This is a genomic window from Bradyrhizobium sp. CCBAU 53340 (assembly GCF_015291645.1).
Taxonomy (GTDB): domain Bacteria; phylum Pseudomonadota; class Alphaproteobacteria; order Rhizobiales; family Xanthobacteraceae; genus Bradyrhizobium.
Map to the genome: position 1 here is coordinate 2,392,384 of NZ_CP030055.1, position 24,132 is coordinate 2,416,515.

The window sequence follows — 24,132 nt, forward strand, 5'->3', positions numbered from 1 at the left end:
GGACACGCGAGCAGCAATCATAAGAAGCGATCAGGAGGGTGGAGATGGGTGTCAGGTTCAAGGCCACGCATGTCGTGCTGGCGATGCTCTGTGCGATGTATTTCATCACCTATGTCGACCGGGTGAACATCGGCACGGCCGCGAGCGAGATCCAGAAGGAGCTCGGCCTGTCGAACACCCAGCTTGGCCTGGTGTTCTCCGCCTTCGCCTATCCCTATCTCTTGTTCCAGGTGATTGGCGGCTGGGTCGGCGACCATTTCGGGCCGCGCAAGACGTTGTTCTGGTGCGGCATGATCTGGGCGGTCGCCACCATCTCGACCGGCTTCGTGCATGGGCTGGTCGCACTGTTCGTCGCGCGCTTTGCGCTCGGCTTCGGCGAGGGCGCGACGTTCCCGACCGCAACGCGTGCGATGCAGTACTGGACGCCGGCCAACCGCCGCGGCTTTGCGCAAGGCCTGACCCATTCCTTCGCCCGGCTCGGCAACGCGGTGACGCCGCCGGTGGTGGCGCTTTTGATCCTCTGGCTGACCTGGCGCGGCGCCTTCGTCGTGCTCGGTCTCGTCAGCCTGGTCTGGGGCGTGATCTGGGTCTGGTACTTCCGTAACGAGCCGAAGGACCATGCGTCGATCACGCAGGCCGAACTCGCTGCGCTGCCGCCGCGGCCATCAGGCGAGAGGCCGCGCGTGCCGTGGGGGCCGCTGCTCGGGCGGATGTGGCCGGTGACGCTGACCTATTTCTGCTACGGCTGGTGCCTGTGGCTGTACCTGAACTGGCTGCCGCTGTTCTTCAAGAACAACTACAATCTCGACATCAAGAACTCGGCGCTGTTCGCCTCCGGCGTGTTCTTCGCCGGCGTGATCGGTGACAGCGTCGGCGGCGTGATCTCGGACAAGATCCTCGACCGCACCGGCAATGTCCGCCTGGCGCGGCTCAGCGTCACCGTAACAGGGTTTGCGGGTGCGCTGCTCTCGCTGCTGCCGATCCTGTTCGTCCACGACATCACCGTGGTGGCGCTGTGCCTGTCGGCCGGCTTCCTCTGTGCCGAGCTCGTGATCGGCCCGATGTGGTCGATCCCGATGGACATCGCGCCGAAATACTCCGGGACCGCGTCCGGGCTCATGAACACGGGATCTGCCTTTGCCGCGATCGTCTCCCCGCTGGTCGCGGGCTTCGTGATCGACGCGACCGGCAATTGGTACCTGCCGTTCCTGATGTCGATGGGGCTGCTGCTGCTCGGCGGCGTCTCGGCCTTCATGATGCACCCGGAACGCCCATTTACGGACGCGGAAGGGCGGCTGCCCACGGGCAAGGTGGTGGCTGCGGAATAGGAGCCGGCGAGGTCCACCCCTTATGCATGGGAGTCGCCCTTTGGAGAGGGGACAAGCCGGTCAAATGGTGCTATTCGGCGGCCTCCAAAACAAGGCTAGACCGGGAAGGACGCCTATGACCGTGCATACTGGAAGGCATTTCTTACAGATTCCAGGACCGACCAACGTGCCCGACCGCGTGCTGCGGGCGATGGACATGCCGACGCTGGACCATCGCGGTCCGGAGTTCGCCGAGCTCGGTTTCGCGGTCCTCGCCTCGATGCAGCGGGTGTTCCGCACCAAGCAGCCCGTGATCATCTTCCCCTCGTCCGGCACCGGCGCCTGGGAAGCGGCGATGGTCAATGTGTTCGCCCCCGGCGACAAGGTGCTGATGTGCGAGACCGGCCAGTTCGCCGTGCTGTGGCGCGGCATCGCCGACAAGTTCAAGCTCGACGTCGATTTCATCCCGAGCGACTGGCGCCATGGCGCCGACCTCGCCGAGATCGAGAAGCGTCTTGCCGCCGACAAGCAGCACACGATCAAGGCCGTCTGCGTCGTCCACAACGAGACCTCGACCGGCTGCGTCACGCCGCCTTTGGAGGTGCGCAAGCTGCTCGATCGCGTCAAGCATCCGGCGTTGTTGATGGTCGACACCATCTCCGGCCTCGGCTCGATGGAATACGAGCACGACGCCTGGGGCATCGACGTCTCGGTCGCCGGCTCGCAGAAGGGACTGATGCTGCCGCCCGGCCTCGGCTTCAACGCCGTCTCGGAGAAGGCGCTCAACGCCGCCAAGGCCAATCCCGGCATGCGCTCCTACTGGGACTGGCAGGAAGTGATCAGCTTCAACAAGCTCGGCACCTTCCCGTATACGCCGGCGACCAATCTGCTTTACGGCCTGCGCGAAGCGGTCAAGATGCTCGAGGAAGAAGGCCTCGAAAACGTCTGGTCGCGCCACAAGCGCCACAGCGCGGCGACGCGTGCGGCGGCGAAGGTCTGGGGCCTGGAGACGCAGTGCGTCGATCCCGCCGCGCATTCGCCGGCGCTGACCGGTGTGCGCGTGCCAGACGGCTTTGATGCCGACGCCTTCCGCAAGGTGGTTCTGGAGAACTTCGACATGTCGCTCGGCACCGGCCTGAACAAGGTCAAGGGCAAGGTGTTCCGCATCGGCCATATCGGTCATTTCAACGATCTGATGCTGATGGGCACACTCGCCGGCGTCGAGATGGGCCTGGATCTTGCAAAGATTCCGCACCGGAGCGGCGGCGTGCTGGCAGCCATGGACGTCCTGAAGGGACGCGACACGGTGCCGATGACGCAGGTGGCCTGAACGATCCAACTGGAAGAAGAAGTGAGCGCGCGATGAACCTACCTGCGTCGACCAACGAAGACCTGCTCTACTCCGTCACTGACGGCATCGCGCGGATCACTTTCAACCGCCCGCAGGCGCGCAACGCCATGACCTTCGCCATGTATGACCGCATGGCGGAGATCTGCCAGGAGATCAATGCCGATCGCTCGATCAAGGCGCTGATCCTCACCGGTGCGGGCGACAAGGCATTTGCCTCCGGCACCGACATTTCCCAATTCCGTGCGTTCAAGACGGCGCAGGATGCGCTCGACTACGAGGCGCGCATCGACCGCGTGCTCGGCACGCTGGAACAGTGCCGCGTGCCTGTGATCGCGGCCATCGCCGGCGCCTGCACCGGCGGCGGCGCCGGTATTGCTGCCTGCTGCGACTTGCGCATCGGCACCGAAACCACGCGCATGGGTTTCCCGATCGCGCGCACGCTCGGCAACTGCCTGTCGATGTCGAACATCAGCCGCGTCGTCTCGCTGGTCGGTCCCGCCCGCACCAAGGACCTGATCTTTAGGGCACGCCTGGTCGAAGCGCAGGAGGCGCTGTCGCTCGGCCTGCTCACCGAGATCGTGCCTGATGTCGAGACACTGCAGCGCCGCGCCGACGAGACTGCAAAGCTCGTCGCCAGCCACGCGCCGCTCACGCTCGAAGCCACCAAAGAAGCGGTGCGCCGCATTCGCCGCACGCTGTCGCGCGAAGAAGGCGAGGATCTGATCCTCAAGGCCTATATGAGCGAAGATTTTCGCGAAGGCATGGACGCCTTCCTCAACAAGCGCGCGCCGGTCTGGAAAGGCAAATAGCGCTTCGTCAGTCGAAAGTCATGGGCGGCGGGGTGTCCGCCAGCTTGAACTCGCGATCTTTAGTCCGCACTATGCGTCGATAGATTTCCCGGCGTCACAAAGCCAATAAGAACCAGGGGACGAAACTCGTGCGAATTCCAGTGAAAGCCGTCGGAGCTGCGACGGCCTTGTTGTTGAGCGCGCCGGCCGTCGCCGGCTGGGAACCGACAAAACCCGTCGAGATCGTGGTGGCGGCAGGCGCGGGCGGCGCCTCCGACCAGATGGCGCGGATGATGCAGGCCGCGATTCAGAAGAACAATCTGATGAAGCAGCCGATGGTGGTCTCGCTCAAGGGCGGTGCATCGGGTGCGGAAGCGCTGATGTACATGAAGTCCAGCGAGGGCGATCCAAACAAGGTGTTGATCGCCTATTCGCTGATCTACATGCTGCCGCTGTCGGCCAAGATTCCGTTCAACTGGCGCGAGCTGACCCCGGTCTCGGTGATCGCGCTCGACCAGTTCGTGCTGTGGGACAACATCGCCGGCCCTAAATCGGTGAAGGAATTCGTCGCGGCCGCGAAGGCCGCGAGTTCGCCGTTCAAGATGGGGGGCACCGGCTCCAAGCGTGAGGATCACGTGCTCACCGTCTTCCTCGAGCAGAAGACCGGCGCGAAATTCTCCTATCTGCCCTACAAGTCGGGCGGCGAGGCCGCGACCCAGCTCGTCGGCAACCACACCGAATCCAACGTCAACAACCCATCCGAAAATCTCGAAGTCTGGCGCGCCGGCCAGGTACGGCCGCTCTGCGTGTTCGACAAGGAGCGCATCTCCTACACAGCCAAGGTGACGGACACGCAGTCCTGGGCCGACATCCCGACCTGCAAGGAGGAAGGCGTCAACGTCCAGTATCTGATGCTGCGTGCGATGTTCCTGCCCGGCAAGGTGACGCCGGAGCAGCAGGCGTTCTATGTCGAGCTGTTCCAGAAGGTGACGCAGACCACCGAATACAAGGACTATATGGAAAAGCAGGCATTGAAGCCGATCTTCCTCACCGGCAAGGACATGGTGCAATTCCTCGAGGAGGACGATGCGCTCAACAAGTCACTGATGACGGAAGCCGGCTTCGTCGCGAAGTAGCTGTCTCTTCTCCCTCTCCCCGTCCTTACGGTGAGAGGGTTGGGGTGAGGGGCTCTCTCCGCGAGTCCAACTTTCACCGTCCCTGCAGAGACTCCCCCTCACCCAACCCTCTCCCCGCAGGCGGGGAGAGGGAGAAGCGAAGCCACTCCGTCCCCATCAGAGCATGTCCCAAACCGAGCTTGAAATCGTCGTCGACGATCCGACTGCGCCCGAAGACGACTCTCCCTCCGTCGCGAGCACCAGCACGGTCGAAATCATCGCCTGCGTGCTGTTGATCGCGCTGGCCGCAATCCTCGGCTACGACAATTGGCGCACCGGCGCGTCCTGGGATTCGACCGGGCCCGAGCCCGGCTATTTCCCGTTTTATATTTCCATCGTCCTCGGCGGCAGCAGCCTCTATGGTCTGGTTTCAGCGTTACGCGCACGCCGTGCTGCGTCCGAGACATTCGTCACGCGGGCGCAGGCGCGCCGCGTGCTGGCGGTGTTCGTGCCGACGCTGCTGTTCTGCCTGGTGACGCAATTCCTCGGCCTCTATGTCGCGAGCTTCCTGCTGATCGCGGGCTTCATGCGGGCGATCGGCAAGATCGCGCTGTGGAAATCGCTGCTCACCGCTCTCGTGTTCACGGCGATCATGTTCGTCACTTTCGACATCGCTTTCGACGTTATCATGCCGAAGGGGCCGCTCGAAGCGGCCCTCGGCTACTAGGCGGACCCGCGATGGAAGCTTTTGGTCTCCTGCTTCACGGCTTCGCCGTCCTGCTGACGTGGAAGACGCTCGTGCTGATGATGGTCGGGCTGGTGCTCGGCATCTTCGTCGGCGTGCTGCCCGGGCTTGGCGGTCCCAACGGCGTTGCCATCCTGCTGCCGCTCACCTTCACGATGGATCCGACCTCGGCGATCGTGATGCTGTCCTGCATCTATTGGGGCGCGCTGTTCGGCGGCGCGATCACCTCGATCCTGTTCAACATTCCGGGAGAGGCGTGGTCGGTCGCCACCACCTTCGACGGCTATCCGATGGCGCAGCAGGGCAGGGCGGCCGAGGCGCTGACAGCCGCCTTCACATCCTCCTTCATCGGCTCGCTGGTTGCGGTGCTGCTCATCACCTTCCTCGCGCCGATGATCTCGTCCTTTGCATTGCAGTTCGGACCACCCGAGTTCTTCGCGGTGTATCTGCTCACCTTCTGCTCCTTCGTCGGTCTCGGGCGCGAGGCCAAGCACAAGACGGTCATCTCCATGTCGCTCGGGCTTCTGCTCGCCGGCATCGGCATGGATACGGTGTCGGGCAATCTCCGCATGACCTTCGGCTCGGCGGAGCTGCTCCGCGGCATCAATTTCCTCGTCGCCGTCATCGGCCTGTTCGGCATCAGCGAAATCCTGCTGACGATGGAGGAGCGGCTCGCGTTGCGCGGACACGCAGCAAGCATCTCGCTGCGCGTCGTGCTCGGCGTCTGGAAGGACCTGCCGAAATACTGGATGACGCTGCTGCGCTCCTCCTTCATCGGTTGCTGGCTCGGCATCACCCCGGGTGGCGCGATCGCGGCATCCTTCATGGGCTACAATCTGGCCAAGCGCTTCGCCAAGGATCCCGAGAGCTTCGGCAGGGGCCGCATCGAGGGTGTGTTCGCGCCTGAGACGGCGGCGCACGCTTCCGGTACCTCGGCGCTGCTGCCGATGCTGGCGCTCGGCATTCCCGGCTCCGGCACAGCTGCGATCCTGCTGGGCGGCCTGATGGTGTGGGGGCTCAATCCGGGCCCGCTGCTGTTCGTCGAGCACAAGGACTTCGTCTGGGGCCTGATCGCCTCGATGTATCTCGGCAACGTCGTTGGTCTTGTGCTGGTGCTGACGACGGTGCCGGTCTTCGCCTCGATCCTGCGCGTGCCGTTTGCGGCGGTGGCACCGATGATCGTCGTATCCTGCGCCATTGGCGCCTACGCGATTCAGAACGCGATGTTCGACATCTGGCTGATGCTCGGCTTCGGCGTCGTCGGCTATGTCTTCAAGAAGATCGGCATTCCCCTGGCGCCGTTCACCCTGGCGCTCGTGCTCGGCAACCGCGCCGAAGACGCCTTCCGCCTGTCGATGATCGGCTCCGGCGGCGATCTCAAGGTGTTCTGGTCGAACGGGCTGGTCGGCTCGATCTCGACGCTGGCGATCGTGCTGCTGTTCTGGCCGGTGATCGACCGGGTGGCAGGGCGCATTCGCACGACGAGGGCCGGGCACGAGGCCTGAACCATCCTGCGCTCGACGGGATCGACGAACGACGTTGTCTCGGCAAATGATACCATTTGCGGTGTCAGACAACCGCTTGGCCAGCATTGGCCGCTGGGCGGTTGTACGTTTTGCAACTCACAGAAACCACCGGTTAACGGCAGCTCCAGCATCGCGCGGCCGTTAACGTTTCCTAAGCTCGGGATTTCCGAACGTTGCTGGTCAGAGAGCGTGCGGCAGCAGCTCATCCTTGTCCATCCGGAGACACGAGGCGGCAATGAAGAAGGGCATTCTCGACCAGTTCGATTCATTCGAGTTTGCGTCCGACGTCTTCGGTGCGGCGCCCTTGCCCTGGTTTGGGCCGTGGCAGGGTACGATGACCCATCAGGACCAGCCCACTGCGGTCCAGGTCAATCAGGGCATCGCGCCGGCTGCCGGTGCGAGCACGGTCGGTTCGGCAACGGTGGTGACGACCGGCGGGATCACGTTCGATCTCAACTTCACGGCCGCCGCGATGGCGGCACCCGCGAGCTTCCGTGCCGGCATCGTGCAAGCCGCTACCATGCTTGCCAATGTCATCTCGGACAAGATCACGGTCGACCTCAAGGTCGACTATCGCGGCACCGGCGGCGGTGCCGCGGCAGGTCCCGATGCCGGCCTCTACGACAGCTATTCGTTGATCCGGTCCGACCTGATCAAGACCGCAGCCGCAGGAGACACAACCTTCAACTATTTGCCCAACACGAGCACGATCCAGGGATCGTCGAACGTCGCGGTTTGGAACGCCGAGCTCAAGCTGTTCGGTCTGATGGGCGCCAACGACGCCACGACGGACGACGGCAGCGCGGTTTTTGCGACCGACATCAATCCGAGCCTGCTCGTCGGAGTGGCGTTGCACGAACTGACCCACGCGCTCGGTCGCGTGCCTTACGGCTCGGCGCCCGACATCTTCGATCTGTTTCGCTTCACCAGTCCCGGTGTCCGGCTGTTCCAGGGTGGCAGCACCGCACCCGCCAGCTATTTCTCGCTCGACGGCGGCGTGACCAAGCTGGCCGATTTTGGCCAGCAATCCGATCCCAGCGACTTCCTCAATAGTGGCGTCCAGGGTGCGAACGATCCGTTCAACGAATTTTACACCGGCAGCACCAGCCAGACGCTGAGCAGCGTCGATCTCAAACTGCTGCACGCGCTGGGTTTCCACACCGGCAGCCCGGCCACGCCGCTGCCCGATCTCACGGTTAGCAATCTCAGCGTCATCGGGTCGACGATCGGCTTTTCCCTGAATGATACCGGATCGGCTGCCGCTGGTACATCGACGAGCGCGCTCTATCTGTCGACACATTCGACCGTGACCACCAGCGACACGTTGCTTGGGACCTATGCAGGCTCGAGCCTGGGGGCCGGTGCCTCGCAAAGCGAAAGCATCGCCTTCTCGCTGCCCTCGAACCTCGCCGCAGGGACCTATTATCTCGGCGTCATCGCCGACTACACCTCCAAGGTGGCCGAGAGCAACGAGACCAACAACACGTCGAGCTCGATCACCGTCAGCGTCGGCAACGCCAACGCCAATACGATCTCGGGCAGCAACGCCATCATGTTCGGTCTGGCCGGCAACGATACGATCGTGAGCAATGGTGGAAACAACGTCATGGTCGGTGGCGCCGGCAATGACTCGCTTTATGGTGGCGCGGGCAATGACCAGTTCGTATTCAATGCGACCAGCGACGGTCTCGACCAGATCTACAACTTCCATGCCGGGGATCGGATCGAGTTCGCCGCAGCGGGCTTCGGTAGCCATCTGGCCGTAAGCGCCACCAACACCGGCGTGCTGGACGCATTCCATTTCGTCGCCAACGCAACTGGTCCGACCACGACCGCGCAGGAGTTCTGGTTCAATACGGCGACTCACACCCTGTATTTCGACGCCAACGGTTCGGCGCCGGGCGGCCAAGTCGCGATTGCGCACCTGCAGAACAGCTACGTGCTGCACAACACCGACATCGTCCTGGTGTGACCGGCTTCCGCTGCCGGCGGTCGATGATTGATCACTCGCCCGTGCCGGCTGGACGCAGCAGGCCAAGACGATACCGGGCCGACGCAATCGGACAATTTAGCTTTGAAATCAATCATATAAGGGAATGGTGGTACTTCGGTGCCGGGTGCTCCTTTTTCCCGATTCTTTCCAGATGTTGCTGACTCGGCACAGTCTTTGGTCCGCGCAAGGGGTATATTTTCATCACGAATTTTTGCGCGAAGAGGAATTGCCATGAAGCGGATTGTGATTGGAATGGCAGCGGCGATGTCGCTGTTCGCGACGGGCGCGATGGCTGCCGACCTGGCGGCTAGGCCTTACGTCAAGGCTCCGCCGATGGTCGCAGCCGCCTATAATTGGACGGGCTTCTATATCGGCGGCAACATCGGCTACAGCTGGGGGCGCTCCCGGGACGACTCCACTTTGACAACGCCTGCTGGTGCGGTGCTGTTTGCGAGCAGCGATCGTGCCAATATGGACGGCGTCATCGGCGGCGGCCAGATCGGCTACAATTGGCAGGTGCAGAACTGGGTTTGGGGCCTAGAGGCCGACATCCAGGGCAGCGACCAGAAGGGCAGCCGCGCCTTCACCTGTCCGACCGGTGTTTGTACGCCACCCTTCGGTGTGATTGCCGTCTTCCCCGGTCCAGCCGTGCCTGTCACGCTTGACCAGAAACTCGACTGGTTCGGGACGGTGCGCGGTCGCGTCGGCATCCTGGCGACGCCGACTGTGCTGTTCTACGGAACCGGCGGTCTGGCTTATGGAGAGGTGAAGACCACAGAGACCATCGGTGCGGCCGCGGCTGTGTTCTCGAACTCCGACGTGCGCGTGGGCTACACGGTCGGCGCAGGCGTCGAGGGCGTGATCAGCGGCAACTGGACCGCCAAGCTCGAATATCTTTGGATGGATCTTGGCCGCACCCGCGGTTCGTTCACGACCGCCATCGGAGCTCTCGGCGGCGGCGTGCTGACCAGCAACTACAGTTCGCGGATTACGGACAACATTCTTCGTGTCGGCGTGAATTACAAGTTCGGCGGCCCCGTGGTCGCGAAGTACTGAGATCGCCAGTGGCGTTCAACTAGCAGCAAAGCCCGGCCTTGTGCCGGGCTTTGTCGTTTCCAGGTGAGCATTCTTCAGATCGCCCGCGGGGCCCTGATCGCCCCGATGTATCTCGGCAGCGTCGTCGGCCTCGTGCCGGTCCTCACGATGGTGCCGATCTATCAACTATTAATTCGGTGGCCCGGTCGTCGCGAGGTACTGAACTCGATAGAGGCGTCCGACACGAAGCAAAGCCCGGCTCGCGCCGGGCTTTGTCGTTTCTGAACAACTCACCGCAGTCGTCGGATCGAGATTTGTTGCGGCAGTGTCACATCGGCGGCCAAATGCGCACGCAAGGACATGTGCAATCCTCTTCTGCCGAGGGGCCTCGCTTCGAGCTGCAGGAATTCATCGTGTCATCGGAAGGCCGATGAACTTGCGGCGATTTTTGCGATCACCCGCATGACTGTGCCACGTCCCCGTCCGCGCCATCACAAGCCTTCTCCTCCGAACGATTGATCTTCGAACGTAGGACGCGAAGTCGAAAGCACTTCCCTAGTGTCGCCGCTCTGAATCGCGCGCGCCAACAGCGCGCAAACGAGACGACGAGGGAAAAGCTGATGACACGAATTTTGCTGGTTGCGGCCGCGCTCGGGGTGTTGTTCGCACCGCCTGCCGTCGCCGCGGATCTGGCTGTGCCGCATGTCTATACCAAGGCGCCGCCGATGGCCGTGGATCCCGGCTATGACTGGGAGCGGCTTCTATGCCGGCCTCAACGTCGGCTATGGCTGGGGGGGCTCGGCCATGACGACGGATTTCGCCGATGGCCGGGGCAATGCGCTGCTGAGTTCGAGCGCGGGCAGCTTCGATCCGAGGGGCGTCATCGGCGGCGGACAGATCGGCTACCTGTGGCAGCGCGAGATGCTCGTGGAGGGCGTGGAAGCCGATTTCCAGGGGAGCGGCCGGAAGGGCGGTATCGATGCGCTGTGCGCCGGCGCGCCTGACGGTGCGCGAGACGGCGTCTGCACGCCGGGTCATCAAGGCGACAACACTTTCGATCCGGCCCTGCCAGTCGCGTTCAGCCTCACCCAGAAGCTCGACTGGTTCGGTACCGTACGCGGACGTCTCGGTGTCGCCGTGACGCCGCGCGTGTTGTTCTACGGCACTGGTGGTCTCGCCTACGGCGGCGTCGTCACCTCGGGCAATGTGAGCGGGATCAATGTTACGGGCTCGCCGGGCTCCGGCGACAACCTCGCGTTCACGCCGGTTGCATCAAGCTTCAGCAGTACGACCACCAGGGTCGGCTGGAGCGCAGGCGCCGGCCTCGAAGGTGCGTTCGCCGACAATTGGAGCGCCAGGCTCGAATATCTCTACGTCGATCTCGGAACGGTGTCCGGCTCGTTCGCAACGCCGGTGGTCGCGCTCAGCGATGCGCCACTCATCGTCGGCTATCGTTCGCGCATCACCGACAACATCCTGCGCTTCGGCGTCAACTACCGCTTCAGCGGGACTTGAGCGGCGGCGCAGCTCTTCAAGTCAAAAGCCCGACGCGGGGGCCGGGCTTTTTCGTCGGCGACATCGAGCGCGGCGCTCATACCACCTTGGCGTCCCTGAGCTTTGCGATCTCGTCGGCACCGAAGCCGAACTCCTTCAGCACCTCGTCGGTCTGCTCGCCGAATTCCGGCGGGCGCGCCACCATCTTGCTCGGCGTGCGTGACAACGTCACGGGCTGACCGACCAGGCGGATATGACGGCCTTCGTCGTTCGGCACGCCCTGCGCGATGCCGAGATGCTTGACCTGCGCGTCCTCGAACATCTGGTCGATGGCATAGATCGGCCCGCAGGGCACGCCGGCCTCGTTCAACTCGCGCACCCAGGTCTCGGTCGATTTGGTGACGGTGCGCTTCTCGATCTCCGCGTTGAGCGCATCGCGGTTCTTGGAGCGGGCAGGGGCGGTCGTGTAGTCGGGATGGCTGTAGAGCTCCGGCGCGCCGATCGCCTGCGCGCAGCGCTCCCAGATCCGACCGCCGGTCGTGGCGATGTTGATGTAGCCGTCCGAGGTCTTGAACACGCCGGTCGGGATGCTGGTCGGATGATTGTTGCCGGCCTGCTTTGCCACTTCCTTCTCCATCAGCCAGCGTGCGGCCTGGAAGTCGAGCATGAAGATCTGGGCCTGGAGCAGCGAGGTCTGCACCCACTGGCCCTTGCCGGAGACCTCGCGCTCGAGCAGCGCGGTGAGGATGCCCATGGCACAGAACAGGCCCGCGGTGAGATCGGCGACCGGAATGCCGACCCGCATCGGCCCTCCGCCCGGCGCGCCGGTGATCGACATCAGCCCGCCCATGCCCTGCGCGATCTGATCGAAGCCCGGCCGCTTGTGATAGGGACCGTCCTGACCGAAGCCGGAGATGCTGCCATAGACGATGCGCGGGTTGATTGCGGCGAGGCTCTCATAATCGATGCCGAGCTTCTTCTTCACGTCGGGACGGAAGTTCTCGACCACCACATCGGCCTTGGCGGCGAGGCGCTTGAACACGGCGAGTCCGCGCTCGTCCTTCAGGTTCAGCGTCATCGCCCGCTTGTTGCGGTGCAAATTCTGGAAGTCAGAGCCCCGCCGCGGCCCGCCCGGTTGTTCGCCGCCGGAATCCTCGGTCAGGGCGTCGATCTTGATCACCGTGGCGCCCCAATCGGCAAGCTGCCGCACGCAGGTTGGCCCCGACCGGACTCTCGTCAGATCGAGCACAGTGAAGCGCGACAGGGCTTCCGAGGCATGCGGAAAGGGCATCTTGGGTGGCTCCGGCAACAGATTGCCGCCCTACCATAGTGCTGAAAGATCATGCGGCAAGTGCAGCCCGGCGCCGATGCCGCCTGCCAAAATGCGATGCCTCGCAGCCTTTGTCGCACTGATCAGCGCGACAATCGCTTAAGCTCCGCCCGCGCCTGCTCGGCCAGCGGATCGTCGCTGTGGCGGGCGATGAAGAACTCATAGGCCTCCCGCGTCCCCTTCTGGCGGGCGAGCTCGTATTCCTCGGCGACCGCTGCGGCAGGGTCGCGGGCTGGGGGAACCGAGGGCGCGCGCCGCGCCTTGCCGCCGTCTTCCGCGCTGACTTTTCCGATCATGAGAGGCAGTCCTCCGGGGGGCAGGCGATCCAATCCTGAAAGTGCCATCAGGGCGCCGGCCAAGCAGATCAGGTGGAGTTTCATGAGTTCCTTCGCAAACCGCGACGGGCAGGTGGAACCACCATGGCTCGTCCTGTGCGTATGATTACGGGATTCGATACTTAAGACAGCCTTAAGGAAGAGCTCGGGTCACTTCGCCCCATTTAAACCAAACGTATATTTCTCAAGCTAGAAAATCAAAGTTCATCCCCCGAATCGAACGGGGCTTGCTGCTTCGGAGTTTCCCTTGGCGACCGCAGTCAACGTTAGTGCGACCAACAACGCAGACATCGACGGAATGTTGGCCGGTGTCAAATGGTCCGGCACGATCAGCTATAGCTTCCCCAATTCGTCGACCACTTATGCCTATCCCTATTCCGGTGGCGACAGTGAGCCGACCACGACAGGCTTTTCGTCTGCGCCAACCCAGATGCAGACTGCGATCAACTACGCCATTGCGCTGATCAAGAGCTACACCAACGCCAACATCAGTTATAACGGCACCGGCTCCTCCGACATCATGGTCGCGCAGTCGCCGGCGGCCAACCCGACCTCCTATGCCTATTACCCCGGCAACTATGCGGCCGGCGGCGACGTCTGGTTTGGCACGCAATACGATTACACGCAGGCGCAGCTCGGCAATTACTATTTCACGACGGCGCTGCACGAGCTCGGTCATGCCTTCGGCCTCAAGCACAGCCAGGAAACCGGCGGCGTCGCCAACGTCGCGGTGCCGACCGCTCATGACGATAGCGAATACACCGTCATGAGCTATCGCAGCTATGTCGGCGCTCCGCTCACCGGCTATACCAATGAGCAGTATGGATATCCTGAGACCTATATGGCCAACGATATCCTCGCGCTCCAGACGCTGTATGGCGCGAACTACAACACCCAGAGCGGTAACACCGTCTACACCTGGAGCCCGACGACGGGGCAGGAATTTATAAACGGCGCCGGACAGCCTGCGGATGGTGGTGGCGTCGGCGGCTCGGCCAATCGCATCTATGAGACGATCTGGGACGGTGGTGGCGTCAATACTTACGATCTGTCGAACTACACGACCGACCTGAGCATCAATCTCAATCCCGGCGCATCGTCGGTGTTCTCCACGACCCAGCTGGCCTATCTCGGCAACGGCCACTACGCGTCCGGCAACGTCTACAATGCCTATCTCTACAGTGGCGACGTACGCTCCTACATCGACAATGCCACGGGCGGCTCGGGCAACGACACCATCATCGGCAACGCCATTGCCAATGTTCTGAAGGGCGGCGCCGGCAACGACACCATCACCGGCGGCGGCGGCAACGATACCATCGATGGCGGTGCCGGCACGGATACGGCGGTGTATTCGGGGAATCAGGCCAACTACAGCATCTCGTACAATTCCACGACGCATACGTTCACGATTGCCGATTTGCGATCAGGTTTACCTGATGGCGCCGATACGGTCACAAACGTCGAAAATTTCCAGTTCGCCGATGGGACTGTCGCGAGCGCGACGCTCATCAGCGAGCTTGCGCCGGTCACGATCGAGGCATTCGGTGTGACTAGCTTGGTGCAGGAGAACGGAAACTATTTCCTTGATCCGATTGGTGCTAGCTCCGGTCCCGAACTGAAGTATGGCGGTTCGGCCGTCTTTGCTGGACAGTTCGCCCCGTGGACACTGATTGGCGCCGAGCAGACCGCGACGGGTTACGAGATCGCTTTCAAGCAGCAGGGCACAAACTATTTCACGGTTTGGAATACCGACAGCTCGGGCAACTATGTGAGCAATCCAACCGGAATTGTGCTTGGCAGCAGTTCGGTTCTGGAGAATCTCGAGACTAGTTTCCATCAGGATCTGAATGGTGACAGTGCTATTGGTGTGCCGGCTGTGCTGTCTGGCACCATCTTAGAGGCCTACGGTTCAACCAGCTTGGTCCAAACTAGTAGTGGCTATTTCCTCGATCCAGTCGGCGGCGGCACGGGCCCGCAGTTGAAATATGGTGGTTCAGCTGTGATTCCTGGTCAGTTCGCCCCTTGGACACCGATCGGTGCAGAACAGACTACGACGGGCTACGAGATCGCATTCAAGCAGCCGGGCACAAACTATTTCACGGTTTGGAATACCGACAGCTCGGGCAACTATGTGAGCAATCCAACCGGAATTGTGCTTGGCAGCAGTTCGGTTCTGGAGAATCTCGAGACTAGTTTCCATCAGGATCTGAATGGTGACAGTGTTATTGGTGTGCCGGCTGTGCTGTCTGGCACCATCTTAGAGGCCTACGGTTCAACCAGCTTGGTCCAAACTAGTAGTGGCTATTTCCTCGATCCAGTCGGCGGCGGCACGGGCCCGCAGTTGAAATATGGTGGTTCAGCTGTGATTCCTGGTCAGTTCGACCCTTGGACGCTGATCGGCGCCGAGCAGACTGCGACAGGTTACGAGATCGCATTCAAGCAGCCGGGCACAAACTATTTCACGGTTTGGAATACCGACAACTCAGGCAACTATGTGAGCAATCCAACCGGAATTGTGCTTGGTAGCAGCTCGGCTTTAGAGAATGTGGAGACTAGTTTTCATCAAGACTTAAATGGAGACGGTGTCATGGGGCTACCGTCGGCTTCTCCTAATCAAACATTCGCAAACGAGAATTTTTCTTTTAGCGGAGCGTCACTCACGCGAGCAGTAAGTTCCGATGGCATCGAAGCCTTGCGAGGGCCGGGCTCTCTCGTGTCGCACGAACAGCCCACTCTTTGGCACGAGTTGTTGGCGGGGGCTCATGAGCCAAACGCTACGCATGCTGCCCTTGATCCTCACAGCACTTACCATTTTGATAACCACCAAACTGATTTCATATTGCGCTAGTGATCATCTGATGAGGCGACCAAATCAAGGCGATCAGAATGGCTTGATGATTTGGATAATCTCGCATTCCGAGTTAGCTCTTATCTGAATGTCGACATGCACCTCCAAACAGTTCGCCTTCAGTTTTGCGGCGTCTTCGCCTGAGACCGGCGAGGCTCCGTACCTAGTCAGGAGATTGATCGTATAATCGTGCTCGATCGGAGCAATCAGTAGGGTCGTTTCCGATGTTGGCAGCGAATCTGAACAGATACCACAGTCGCATGTTATCGCCCCATGCGTACATTTCGATCGCCTTGAGCACATAGTAGCCGGGACGAAATCTTGTGGTTCTGCCGGACTCCAAGAGTTCTTTATATTCCGGCGTCTTCGCAAGCCATGTTCCAAGGGAACTCAATGTGACGTTGCCTTCGCCATTGAGAGCAAGCACGATATCATGGTCGTCGATCAAGCTTGGCTTCGCGTGATCGATCATCGGGAGGACAATCGTCGCCAAGAAGGTTGCGAGACGAACGTTAGAACGATCAGAATCAATCTGTTTCTGCGCCGTGCATGTTCCTTAGCTCCAAGGGTTGATGGTTGACCCGAATTGTCAGTGTACGCGTTCATGCTCTTCATCGGTAATAGTCTCACTCAGAGTCGGGAAACTGCTGTGTTGCACCGATGGCCCGTTATGGTCGCTGTCAGCAATGGCAACAACTGCAAATTTTTAACAATTTTGATGACTTCCTGCCTGGTTTTGTTCTACTTGCATGGGATTTGCGCCACAATGAGATGGTTAGGGAGTAGGATGAAGGTGGTCATTCTCGCGGGTGGTCTCGGCACCCGCATCGCCGAGGAGACCAGCACGCGGCCGAAGCCGATGGTCGAGATCGGCGGCCGGCCGATCCTCTGGCACATCATGAAGATCTACAGCCATTACGGCTTCCATGATTTCGTGATCTGCCTTGGCTACAAGGGCTACATGATCAAGGAGTACTTCGCGAACTACTTCCTGCACATGTCCGACGTGACGTTCCATCTCGCCGAGAACCGCATGGAGGTGCATCGCGAAGCCGCCGAGCCCTGGCGGGTGACGCTGGTTGACACCGGTGAGGAGACCCAGACCGGCGGCCGGCTGAAGCGGGTGCTGCCCTACGTCGCGAACGAGCCCTTCTTCGCACTGACCTATGGCGACGGTGTCGCCGACATCGATCTTGCCGCCGAGATCGCTTTCCACAAGGCGCATGGGCGGAGAGCGACCGTCTCGGTGGTGCGGCCGGCCAAGCGCTTTGGCGCGGTCGAGATCGAGGGCGACCGCGTCGTCAATTTCGAGGAGAAGCCGAATGATGACGGTGGCTGGATCAATGGCGGCTTCTTCCTGCTGTCGCCCTCGGTCGGCGACCTGATCACCGGCGACAAGACGATCTGGGAGCGCGAGCCGATGGAGCAACTCGCCCGCGGTGACGATCTGCGCGCCTTTGTGCATCCCGGCTTCTGGCATCCGATGGATTCGCTGCGCGATCGCAACTTCCTCGAGGGCGAGTGGGCGGGCAACCGCGCGAAGTGGAGGATCTGGTGACGGATTCGGCATTCTGGCGCGGCAAGAAGGTCTTTCTCACTGGGCACACCGGCTTCAAGGGCGCGTGGGCCTCGCTGCTGCTGCGCCGGATGGGAGCCGAGGTCTACGGATACGCGCTGGCACCGACGCATCCATCCTCCCTGTTCGTGACGGCGCGGATCGCCGACGACATCAGGCACCGCATCGCCGACATCCGCGATCTCTCCACCTTGCGCGCCGCGATGGCAGAGGCCGCGCCCGACGTCGTCATTCACATGGCTGCGCAGGCGCTGGTGCGTCAGTCCTACGAGGAGCCGGTCGAGACCTTCGCGACCAACGTGATGGGCACGGTGCATGTGCTGGAGGCTGCACGGCAGCTCCGCTCCGTGCAGGTGATCCTGAACGTCACCAGCGACAAGTGCTACGAGAACATTGGCGCCGGCGCAGCCTTTCGTGAAGGCGATCGTCTCGGCGGCGATGATCCCTACAGCAACAGCAAGGCCTGCGCCGAGCTGGTGACGCATTCCTACCGCCACAGCTTCTACAATGCCGAGGGAGCGGCGCGCGTCGCGACCGCACGCGCCGGCAACGTGTTCGGCGGCGGCGACTGGGCGCGCGACCGCCTGGTGCCCGATGCGATGCAGGCGTTCCTCGATGGGCAGGCGCTGCGCATCCGCAATCCCCATTCGGTGCGGCCCTGGCAGCACGCGCTCGATCCGGTGCTCGGCTATCTCACGCTGGTCGAGCGGCTGGCGGGCGACGAAGGCCTCGCAGGCGGCTGGAATTTCGGACCCGATGCGGCCAGCGAGGTGCCGGTCGGAACCGTGGTCGAGCGTCTGATCGCGCTGTGGGGCGATGGAGCGCGCTGGACGGCGGATGCCGGCCGGCATCCGCACGAAGCCGCCTATCTCAGGCTCGACTGCACCAAGGCGCGCAGCGAGCTCGGCTGGACCCCGCGGCTCGACCTCGCACAGGGCCTGCGGCTGACAGTGGATTGGTACAAGGCGCTGCGCGAGGGGCGTGACCTGCGTAAATTCTCGCTCGATCAACTCGATCAGGTCGTCGCGTAAGCGACGCTTAGAGCGGGAGCTGCAAAATCTCGGTGATGCGGGCCTCGGCAGATACCGCATGCTTCAGATATGCGCCCGAGCAGACCGCGAGGTAGGATTTGAGCAGGACGACGAGGGCAAGGATCGCGCGCTCGATGTCGGGCGCAAGGCCGGTCCGGCCGAACGCCGCCGTTTGCAGGAACGGCCGGTTTTCCATGAAGGTCAACCAGTAGAGATAGTCGTAGCCGTCGATCCCGAGGAATGCGTCTTCCCAGTCGATGATTCGCGGCTCGGCGCCATCAAGCATGATGTTCTTCGGTCCGAAGTCGCCATGGCAGAGCGTTGTGGGCAGGGTTGGATAACGCTCTTCAAGCACCGACATCAACAGGCGCAATTCGGTTGCGCTTGCCTGTTCCAGTAGGTCGCGTTCCGAAAGCGTCTTTAGGGCTCGTGTGGCGGTCGACAGATAGTGTTGGAACGTGGGGAGATCGTCCGGCTGCCAATCGGCGAGCCGCTCATGGCATCCGTGCATCAGCGCGGCGGCATCCGCGGGCTGCATCGGACCCGGCAGCGGTGTGAGTGCGGGCATCAGGAGGCACAGCCGCGCGGACCCGTCCCCGAGCGTAACCTCGAAGCGGTCGCGCACGACCGTGTCGCCGTAGAGCCGGATGAGAATGTCGATTTCCCTGGCAAGGCTCGCACGGGCGTCTCGGCCCGGAAGATGCGTCTTCAGAAACCGCTTCTCGCCGGCGATCTCCGCATCGAAGCAGATGCCGAGCGTGCCGCCGAGTGCCGGCGTCACGCTCGTAGCGCGGCTGTCTGATTGCAGATGCCGCTGAAGCGCGGGCAGGATGGCCGCGCGGTCGGCGGCAATGTCGATGCGGTCGCAGGTTTCGAAAAACGCGATCTTACCCAGCACGATAGAGCGGGCCCAGATAGTCGATCTGGTCGTAGCCGAAATGGCGGGCCAGCGCCGCGGTGCCCTGTGCGATCTGCCTGCGCTCGTCGTCCGAGAGTTCCTCGATGACGGCCTTGTTGTAGTCCTTGGTGCTCTTGAGCACGGTTCCCCAGGGCGCGATGGAATCCCTGATCTCGACGCCGTTCCAGCTCGGATAGAGCATGCTGTCGGCAAAGGGCACGCCGATGAAGTTCGCGGCTTCCGTCATGAACTTGCGCTTGTCCTCGACGAGGTCCTCATAGCGGAAGATGCGCACATTCTTCGGATACATCTTGGCGAACATCTCGACGGTCGAGTGATAGATGTTCCAGGTGATCAGGTATTTCGTTAGCGGCTGCGGGAACGGCCGGCGCTTGGTGTCACGATAGGCCGAGAACGGATTGCGCACGATGTGCAGGATGCGGATGTCAGGGAAGTCGCGCACTATGCGGTCGGCGTCGATGCCGATGGCCGGCGAGTAGCCGACATGGACCATGCCCGGACGCGGCTTGGTGTAGTAGTTCTCCCATGCCGCGAAGGTCGAGCGGAAATACGCCTCGACCACCTGGCGGCGGAAGATCGGCGGCTCGCCGACGATGCGGGCGAATTCGGCGACGCGCTTCTTCTCGTCCATCACGCAGTCGGCATCACGGAACTTGGAGCCGTTGCGCTTGCGCAGGAAGGTCTTCAGCTCTTCGTCGATCATCTGCTCGTAGAGCTCGATCGCCGTCAGCCCTTCCGGGAATTCGGGATAGCGGTACTGGACGCGCTCGACGGAAGCGAGGAAGTCGTTGAAGTTGCGGTTGCCGAGCTGCGACTCGAAGGGATAGACGAGCAGGTCGGGATGGCCGTCGAAGTGACGGTGGGTGACGTTGCCGCCGTGCTCGAAGCCCGCGGAAACCATGGCCAGCCTGAAGTCACTCATTCACCTACCCCTGTATCGTCGAAGTCAATTCTGGGCCCCCGTTTAGCTGCATGGGCCGGATAATCAAGCGCAGATGGTGCCCCCGGGAGCCCGTCCCCAGCCCCAACCCGGCGCCCCGGCAATTCCGATACGGGACATTGACGGGCCTCTGCGGCTGATCTACCCGGGGCGCCATGCGTATTTTCGTGACCGGCGCGAGCGGGTTTCTGGGCTCCTATCTCGTTGCTGACCTGCTGGGGCGGGGGCACGAAGTGGCGGTCCTGCTGCGCCCCGACAGGGCTCCTTGGCGCCTTCAAGAGGCCATTGGCCGTCTGAAGGTGATTCATGGCGCTCTGGAGCGTCTGGACGGGCTGCGTGGGCCTCTGGAGGCGTTCGCGCCCGAGGCGATCGTTCATATGGCTTGGCGTGGCGTCGCCGGCAGCGACCGCAACAGCCCCGACCAGGCCGTCAATGTTGCCGATACGGTCGGGCTGGCCGACCTCGCCGCCAGCGTGGACGCCAAAGTCTTCGTGGGGGCCGGATCGCAGGCCGAGTATGGCCCCTATGATCGCGCGATTCGCGAGGACGATATCACCCGGCCGACGACGCTCTACGGCATGGCCAAGCTCGCGGCGGGATCGATGGTGCTGCGCCTTTGCGAGGAGCGAGGGCTGCGCGCGGCGTGGCTGCGGATCTTCTCGACCTACGGTCCGAGGGATGCCGATTATTGGCTGATCCCGAGCATGATCCGGAACCTGCGCTCCGGGCAGCACATGGCGCTGACGGCGTGCGAGCAGCGCTGGGGATTTCTGCACGCACGCGATGCGGCCGCGGCCTTCCGGCTCGCGGTCGCCCACGATGCTGCGCGGGGCATTTTCAACGTCGGCAGTCCGGATGCGCCGCCACTGCGCGAGACGGTGACGAAGCTGCGCGATCTCGTCGATCCCCGCGCGAGCCTCGGCTTCGGCGAGTTGGCCTACCGGCCCGATCAGGTTATGGTCCTGGCGGCGGACGTTTCGCGCATGCGCGCAATGGGCTGGAAGCCCGAAGTGCCGTTGGATGAGGGACTACGCGAAACGGTTGACTGGCATGACGCGACCAAATCTTCCTGAACCGATTGAGTTCGCCCGCCGGATCCGCGCGCATGCCTTGCGGATGGTGCACGCCGCCAAGGCCTCGCATATCGGCGGCTGCCTCTCGATGGCGGACATCCTGGCGGTGCTCTACACGCGGACCCTGCGCCTTGATCCTGCCGAGCCGCAAAGTCCGGGCCGCGACCGCTTCGTGCTGAGCAAGGGGCACGCCACTGCGATCATGTACGCCACGCTCGCCGAATGCGGTTTCTTCTCCCTGGCCGAGCTCGATACCTATTGCCGCGACGGCTCGATCCTCACCGGTCACGTCAGCCATGCCGTTCCCGGCGTCGAGGTCTCGACCGGCTCGCTCGGCCATGGCTTGCCGATCGCGATCGGCATGGCGCTCGCCGCGCGTTCCGCAGGCCTCGGCAGCCGCGTGTTCTGCCTGCTCAGCGACGGCGAGTGCGACGAGGGCTCCAATTGGGAAGGCATCCTGTTTGCTCCCCATCACAAGCTCGACAATCTCTGCGTCATCGTCGACTTCAACAAGATCCAGAGCTTCGGCTCGGTCGCCGAGGTGCTCAACCTCGATCCTTTTGCCGACAAATGGAAATCGTTCGGCTGGCATGTCGAGGAGATCGACGGTCATGATGTCGTTGCGCTCGAGCGCGTGCTGGGCGGCGTGCCTGTCACGACGGGTCGGCCGACCGTGGTGATCGCCCACACCGTCAAGGGCAAGGGCGTGAGCTTCATGGAGAACAAGCTCGAATGGCACTACCGTTCGCCCTCGGATGAGTTGCTCGCGCAGGCGCTGGCCGAGGTCGGCGCATGAGGACGACGTTCATCGAAAGCCTCTCGCAGGCGGCGAGCGAAAACCCTGATATCTGGCTGCTCTGCGGCGATCTCGGCTATTCCGTGCTGGAGCCGTTCGCGGCGAAGTTTCCCGACCGGTACCTCAATGTCGGCGTCGCCGAGCAGAACATGGCCGGCATCGCCGCCGGCATCGCGCTGTCGGGCAAGACGGTGTTCATCTACTCGATCGGTAATTTCCCGACGCTGCGCTGTCTCGAGCAGCTCCGCAACGACGTCTGCTATCACGGTGCCGACGTCAAGGTGGTGGCGGTCGGCGCCGGCTATGCCTATGGCAGCCAGGGTTACACCCACCACGCGCTGGAAGACGCCGGCATCATGTCGATGCTGCCCGGTATCGAGGTGTTCGTGCCATGCGATCCCATGGAGGTCCGCGCCGCGACGCGCCTGATCGCAGGCAGCGGCAAGCCGTCGTATTTGCGGCTCAGCCGGCAGGGGGAGCCGAATCTTGGCGCCGCCATGATGGACCTGCGCAAGCCGCGGATCCTGCGCGAGGGACGAGATGTCGTCATATTCGCATCCGGGCCGATCGCTTCGCGCGCGATGGAGGCAGCCCGCGAGCTTGCCGGGCGCGGCCGAGATGTCGGGGTGGTCAGCGTCTCCTGCCTGAAGCCGCTTGACGAGGCGGCGATCCGTGATGCGGTGCGCGGCGCATCGCTCGTCGTGACGCTGGAAGAGCATATCCTGCGTGGCGGTCTGTTCAGCCTGGTGGCGGGCGCATTCGCCGGCGAAGCGAGGCGGCCGCCGGTTACTGGCATCGGCATTCCCGAGCAGGGCGGCAAGACATCGAGTGCGGGTTCGCGCGATGCGCTGCTCGATGCCGCCGGCCTGTCCGTGTCGGCGATCGCCGCGCGGATCGAGCAGTCGCTGGCGAAGCGATAGTCTAGGATGAGGGCGGGTCGAAATTGACGCGCTCGCGTTCAAACACCACGGGCTTCTCGCGCACCTGTCCGTAGATCGCGAGCACGTATTCGCCGATCATGCCCATGAAGAACAATTGTACGCCGCCGAAGAAGAACATGGCGACGATCAAGGTGAGAATGCCGGGTTCGGCGAGCTTCTGATAGAGCACGAGGCCGATGATGAAGTTGACGACCGCGTAGGCGATGCTCACCGCCGAGATCAGGAAGCCCGCGAACAGGCCGAAGCGGACAGGCGCCGTGGTGAAGGACACCAGCCCGTTGAGGCCCTGGTCGATCAGCGCGCTGGCGCGGTTCTTCGAAAAGCCCTTCTTGCGCTCACGCCAGGTGTAGGGCACGCCGACCATGCGGCCGCCGCACTCGAACGTCATCATCCGCATGAAGGGGTAGGCGTCGCGGACGTGCCGCATGGCTTCGACGACGCGCCTGTCGACGAGTTGGAAGTCGCCGACGCCTGGTGGCACCTGGAGCTCGGAGAAGCGGGTCAGCACGCGATAATACGCGTCACGGAGCCCACGCATCAGGCGGCCTTCTTCCCGGACGGCGCGGATGCCGTAGACGATCTCGTTGCCCGCCTCCCACAGCTTGACGAATTGCGGCAGCAGCTCGGGCGGGTCCTGGAGATCCGCAGGCATGAACAGCAGCACGGCATCGCCCGTGCTCGCCATCACCCCGTTATAGGTATTGCGTAGCGGCCCGAAATTGCGGGCGTTGACGATGACCTTCACCGAGGGATCTCGTGCGGCGATCTCGCGCAGGATTTCCACGGTGCGATCGTCCGAGGCGTTGTCGCAGAAGATGTGTTCGCGCTGATAGCCCTTGAGGTCGTTGTCGAAGATCTGTCGGATTGCCTCGTAGCAATCCCGTACATTCAGCTCTTCATTGTAGCAGGGCGTGATAACGCTGATTGTTTTCACCACTGAATCCCCGATGAAGATGACATTGAGCACACGCCTTGTTGTGATACGG

At 62.5% G+C, this 24,132-nt stretch carries 22 protein-coding genes; 16 read left to right on the forward strand and 6 right to left on the reverse strand.

Features of this window, described 5'->3' with window-relative positions:
- Positions 1 to 44 precede the first annotated feature (44 nt).
- From XH89_RS11240 to XH89_RS11285, 10 genes are all read left to right on the forward strand, one after another.
- Positions 45 to 1,328: an MFS transporter gene (locus XH89_RS11240; protein WP_194467120.1), complete on the forward strand. Its 1,284-nt coding sequence runs from the start codon at positions 45 to 47 to the stop codon at positions 1,326 to 1,328.
- 115 nt (positions 1,329 to 1,443) lie between these two features.
- The gene (locus XH89_RS11245) at positions 1,444 to 2,637 is read left to right on the forward strand and encodes an alanine--glyoxylate aminotransferase family protein (RefSeq protein WP_194467121.1); all 1,194 of its coding nucleotides are present in this window, start codon (positions 1,444 to 1,446) and stop codon (positions 2,635 to 2,637) included.
- 32 nt (positions 2,638 to 2,669) lie between these two features.
- Complete coding sequence (locus XH89_RS11250) at positions 2,670 to 3,467, forward strand: enoyl-CoA hydratase/isomerase family protein (RefSeq protein ID WP_194467122.1); 798 nt, start codon at positions 2,670 to 2,672, stop codon at positions 3,465 to 3,467.
- 128 nt (positions 3,468 to 3,595) lie between these two features.
- A complete protein-coding gene (locus tag XH89_RS11255; RefSeq protein ID WP_194467123.1) occupies positions 3,596 to 4,582 on the forward strand; it encodes a tripartite tricarboxylate transporter substrate binding protein in 987 nt (328 codons plus the stop codon).
- Between the two features lie 163 nt (positions 4,583 to 4,745).
- The gene (locus XH89_RS11260; protein ID WP_194467124.1) at positions 4,746 to 5,288 is read left to right on the forward strand and encodes a tripartite tricarboxylate transporter TctB family protein; all 543 of its coding nucleotides are present in this window, start codon (positions 4,746 to 4,748) and stop codon (positions 5,286 to 5,288) included.
- 11 nt (positions 5,289 to 5,299) lie between these two features.
- Positions 5,300 to 6,811: a tripartite tricarboxylate transporter permease gene (locus XH89_RS11265; protein ID WP_194467125.1), complete on the forward strand. Its 1,512-nt coding sequence runs from the start codon at positions 5,300 to 5,302 to the stop codon at positions 6,809 to 6,811.
- Positions 6,812 to 7,067: 256 nt separating this feature from the next.
- A complete protein-coding gene (locus tag XH89_RS11270) occupies positions 7,068 to 8,804 on the forward strand; it encodes an NF038122 family metalloprotease (RefSeq protein ID WP_194467126.1) in 1,737 nt (578 codons plus the stop codon).
- Positions 8,805 to 9,056: 252 nt separating this feature from the next.
- Positions 9,057 to 9,881 carry an outer membrane protein gene (locus tag XH89_RS11275; RefSeq protein WP_194467127.1) on the forward strand — a complete coding sequence of 275 codons (825 nt, stop codon included), beginning with the start codon at positions 9,057 to 9,059 and terminating at the stop codon, positions 9,879 to 9,881.
- A gap of 63 nt (positions 9,882 to 9,944) precedes the next feature.
- Positions 9,945 to 10,145, forward strand: a complete 201-nt coding sequence (locus tag XH89_RS11280; protein WP_194467128.1) for a hypothetical protein — start codon at positions 9,945 to 9,947, stop codon at positions 10,143 to 10,145.
- 459 nt (positions 10,146 to 10,604) lie between these two features.
- On the forward strand, positions 10,605 to 11,375 hold the full coding sequence (locus XH89_RS11285; RefSeq protein ID WP_246767800.1) for an outer membrane protein: 771 nt from the start codon (positions 10,605 to 10,607) through the stop codon (positions 11,373 to 11,375).
- Between the two features lie 76 nt (positions 11,376 to 11,451).
- Here the strand turns inward: XH89_RS11285 and XH89_RS11290 are convergent, their stop codons facing one another.
- A complete protein-coding gene (locus XH89_RS11290) occupies positions 11,452 to 12,645 on the reverse strand; it encodes a CaiB/BaiF CoA-transferase family protein (RefSeq protein ID WP_194467129.1) in 1,194 nt (397 codons plus the stop codon).
- Positions 12,646 to 12,767: 122 nt separating this feature from the next.
- Positions 12,768 to 12,980: a hypothetical protein gene (locus XH89_RS11295; protein ID WP_371825209.1), complete on the reverse strand. Its 213-nt coding sequence runs from the start codon at positions 12,978 to 12,980 to the stop codon at positions 12,768 to 12,770.
- 286 nt (positions 12,981 to 13,266) lie between these two features.
- Between XH89_RS11295 and XH89_RS11300 the strand changes: the two genes are divergently transcribed.
- Complete coding sequence (locus XH89_RS11300; RefSeq protein ID WP_194467131.1) at positions 13,267 to 15,870, forward strand: M10 family metallopeptidase C-terminal domain-containing protein; 2,604 nt, start codon at positions 13,267 to 13,269, stop codon at positions 15,868 to 15,870.
- Between the two features lie 163 nt (positions 15,871 to 16,033).
- Here XH89_RS11300 and XH89_RS11305 read toward each other — a convergent pair whose 3' ends face one another.
- On the reverse strand, positions 16,034 to 16,342 hold the full coding sequence (locus XH89_RS11305) for a hypothetical protein (RefSeq protein ID WP_194467132.1): 309 nt from the start codon (positions 16,340 to 16,342) through the stop codon (positions 16,034 to 16,036).
- A gap of 315 nt (positions 16,343 to 16,657) precedes the next feature.
- Between XH89_RS11305 and rfbF the strand changes: the two genes are divergently transcribed.
- Both rfbF and rfbG read left to right on the forward strand, forming a co-directional pair.
- Positions 16,658 to 17,428, forward strand: coding sequence for a glucose-1-phosphate cytidylyltransferase (gene rfbF / locus XH89_RS11310; RefSeq protein WP_194467133.1), 771 nt, complete (start codon positions 16,658 to 16,660; stop codon positions 17,426 to 17,428).
- Positions 17,425 to 18,477 carry a CDP-glucose 4,6-dehydratase gene (rfbG, locus tag XH89_RS11315; protein ID WP_194467134.1) on the forward strand — a complete coding sequence of 351 codons (1,053 nt, stop codon included), beginning with the start codon at positions 17,425 to 17,427 and terminating at the stop codon, positions 18,475 to 18,477. Before rfbF ends, rfbG begins: the two co-directional genes overlap by 4 nt.
- Before the next feature lie 7 nt (positions 18,478 to 18,484).
- Here the strand turns inward: rfbG and XH89_RS11320 are convergent, their stop codons facing one another.
- Both XH89_RS11320 and XH89_RS11325 read right to left on the reverse strand, forming a co-directional pair.
- On the reverse strand, positions 18,485 to 19,375 hold the full coding sequence (locus tag XH89_RS11320) for a phosphotransferase family protein (protein ID WP_194467135.1): 891 nt from the start codon (positions 19,373 to 19,375) through the stop codon (positions 18,485 to 18,487).
- Positions 19,365 to 20,318, reverse strand: coding sequence for a sulfotransferase (locus tag XH89_RS11325; protein ID WP_194467136.1), 954 nt, complete (start codon positions 20,316 to 20,318; stop codon positions 19,365 to 19,367). The genes XH89_RS11320 and XH89_RS11325 overlap by 11 nt, the downstream gene beginning before the upstream one ends.
- 173 nt (positions 20,319 to 20,491) lie before the next feature.
- Here XH89_RS11325 and XH89_RS11330 point away from each other — a divergent pair, with 173 nt between their 5' ends.
- From XH89_RS11330 to XH89_RS11340, 3 genes are read left to right on the forward strand one after another with little or no spacing between them, the layout of a single operon-like run.
- Positions 20,492 to 21,409 carry an NAD(P)-dependent oxidoreductase gene (locus XH89_RS11330; protein ID WP_194467137.1) on the forward strand — a complete coding sequence of 306 codons (918 nt, stop codon included), beginning with the start codon at positions 20,492 to 20,494 and terminating at the stop codon, positions 21,407 to 21,409.
- On the forward strand, positions 21,387 to 22,205 hold the full coding sequence (locus tag XH89_RS11335; RefSeq protein ID WP_194467138.1) for a transketolase: 819 nt from the start codon (positions 21,387 to 21,389) through the stop codon (positions 22,203 to 22,205). The genes XH89_RS11330 and XH89_RS11335 overlap by 23 nt, the downstream gene beginning before the upstream one ends.
- Positions 22,202 to 23,125: a transketolase family protein gene (locus XH89_RS11340; protein ID WP_194467139.1), complete on the forward strand. Its 924-nt coding sequence runs from the start codon at positions 22,202 to 22,204 to the stop codon at positions 23,123 to 23,125. Before XH89_RS11335 ends, XH89_RS11340 begins: the two co-directional genes overlap by 4 nt.
- 1 nt (position 23,126) lies before the next feature.
- On the opposite strand, the gene XH89_RS11345 is transcribed toward XH89_RS11340, so the two are convergent.
- Positions 23,127 to 24,080 carry a glycosyltransferase family 2 protein gene (locus XH89_RS11345; RefSeq protein ID WP_194467140.1) on the reverse strand — a complete coding sequence of 318 codons (954 nt, stop codon included), beginning with the start codon at positions 24,078 to 24,080 and terminating at the stop codon, positions 23,127 to 23,129.
- Positions 24,081 to 24,132 lie beyond the last annotated feature (52 nt).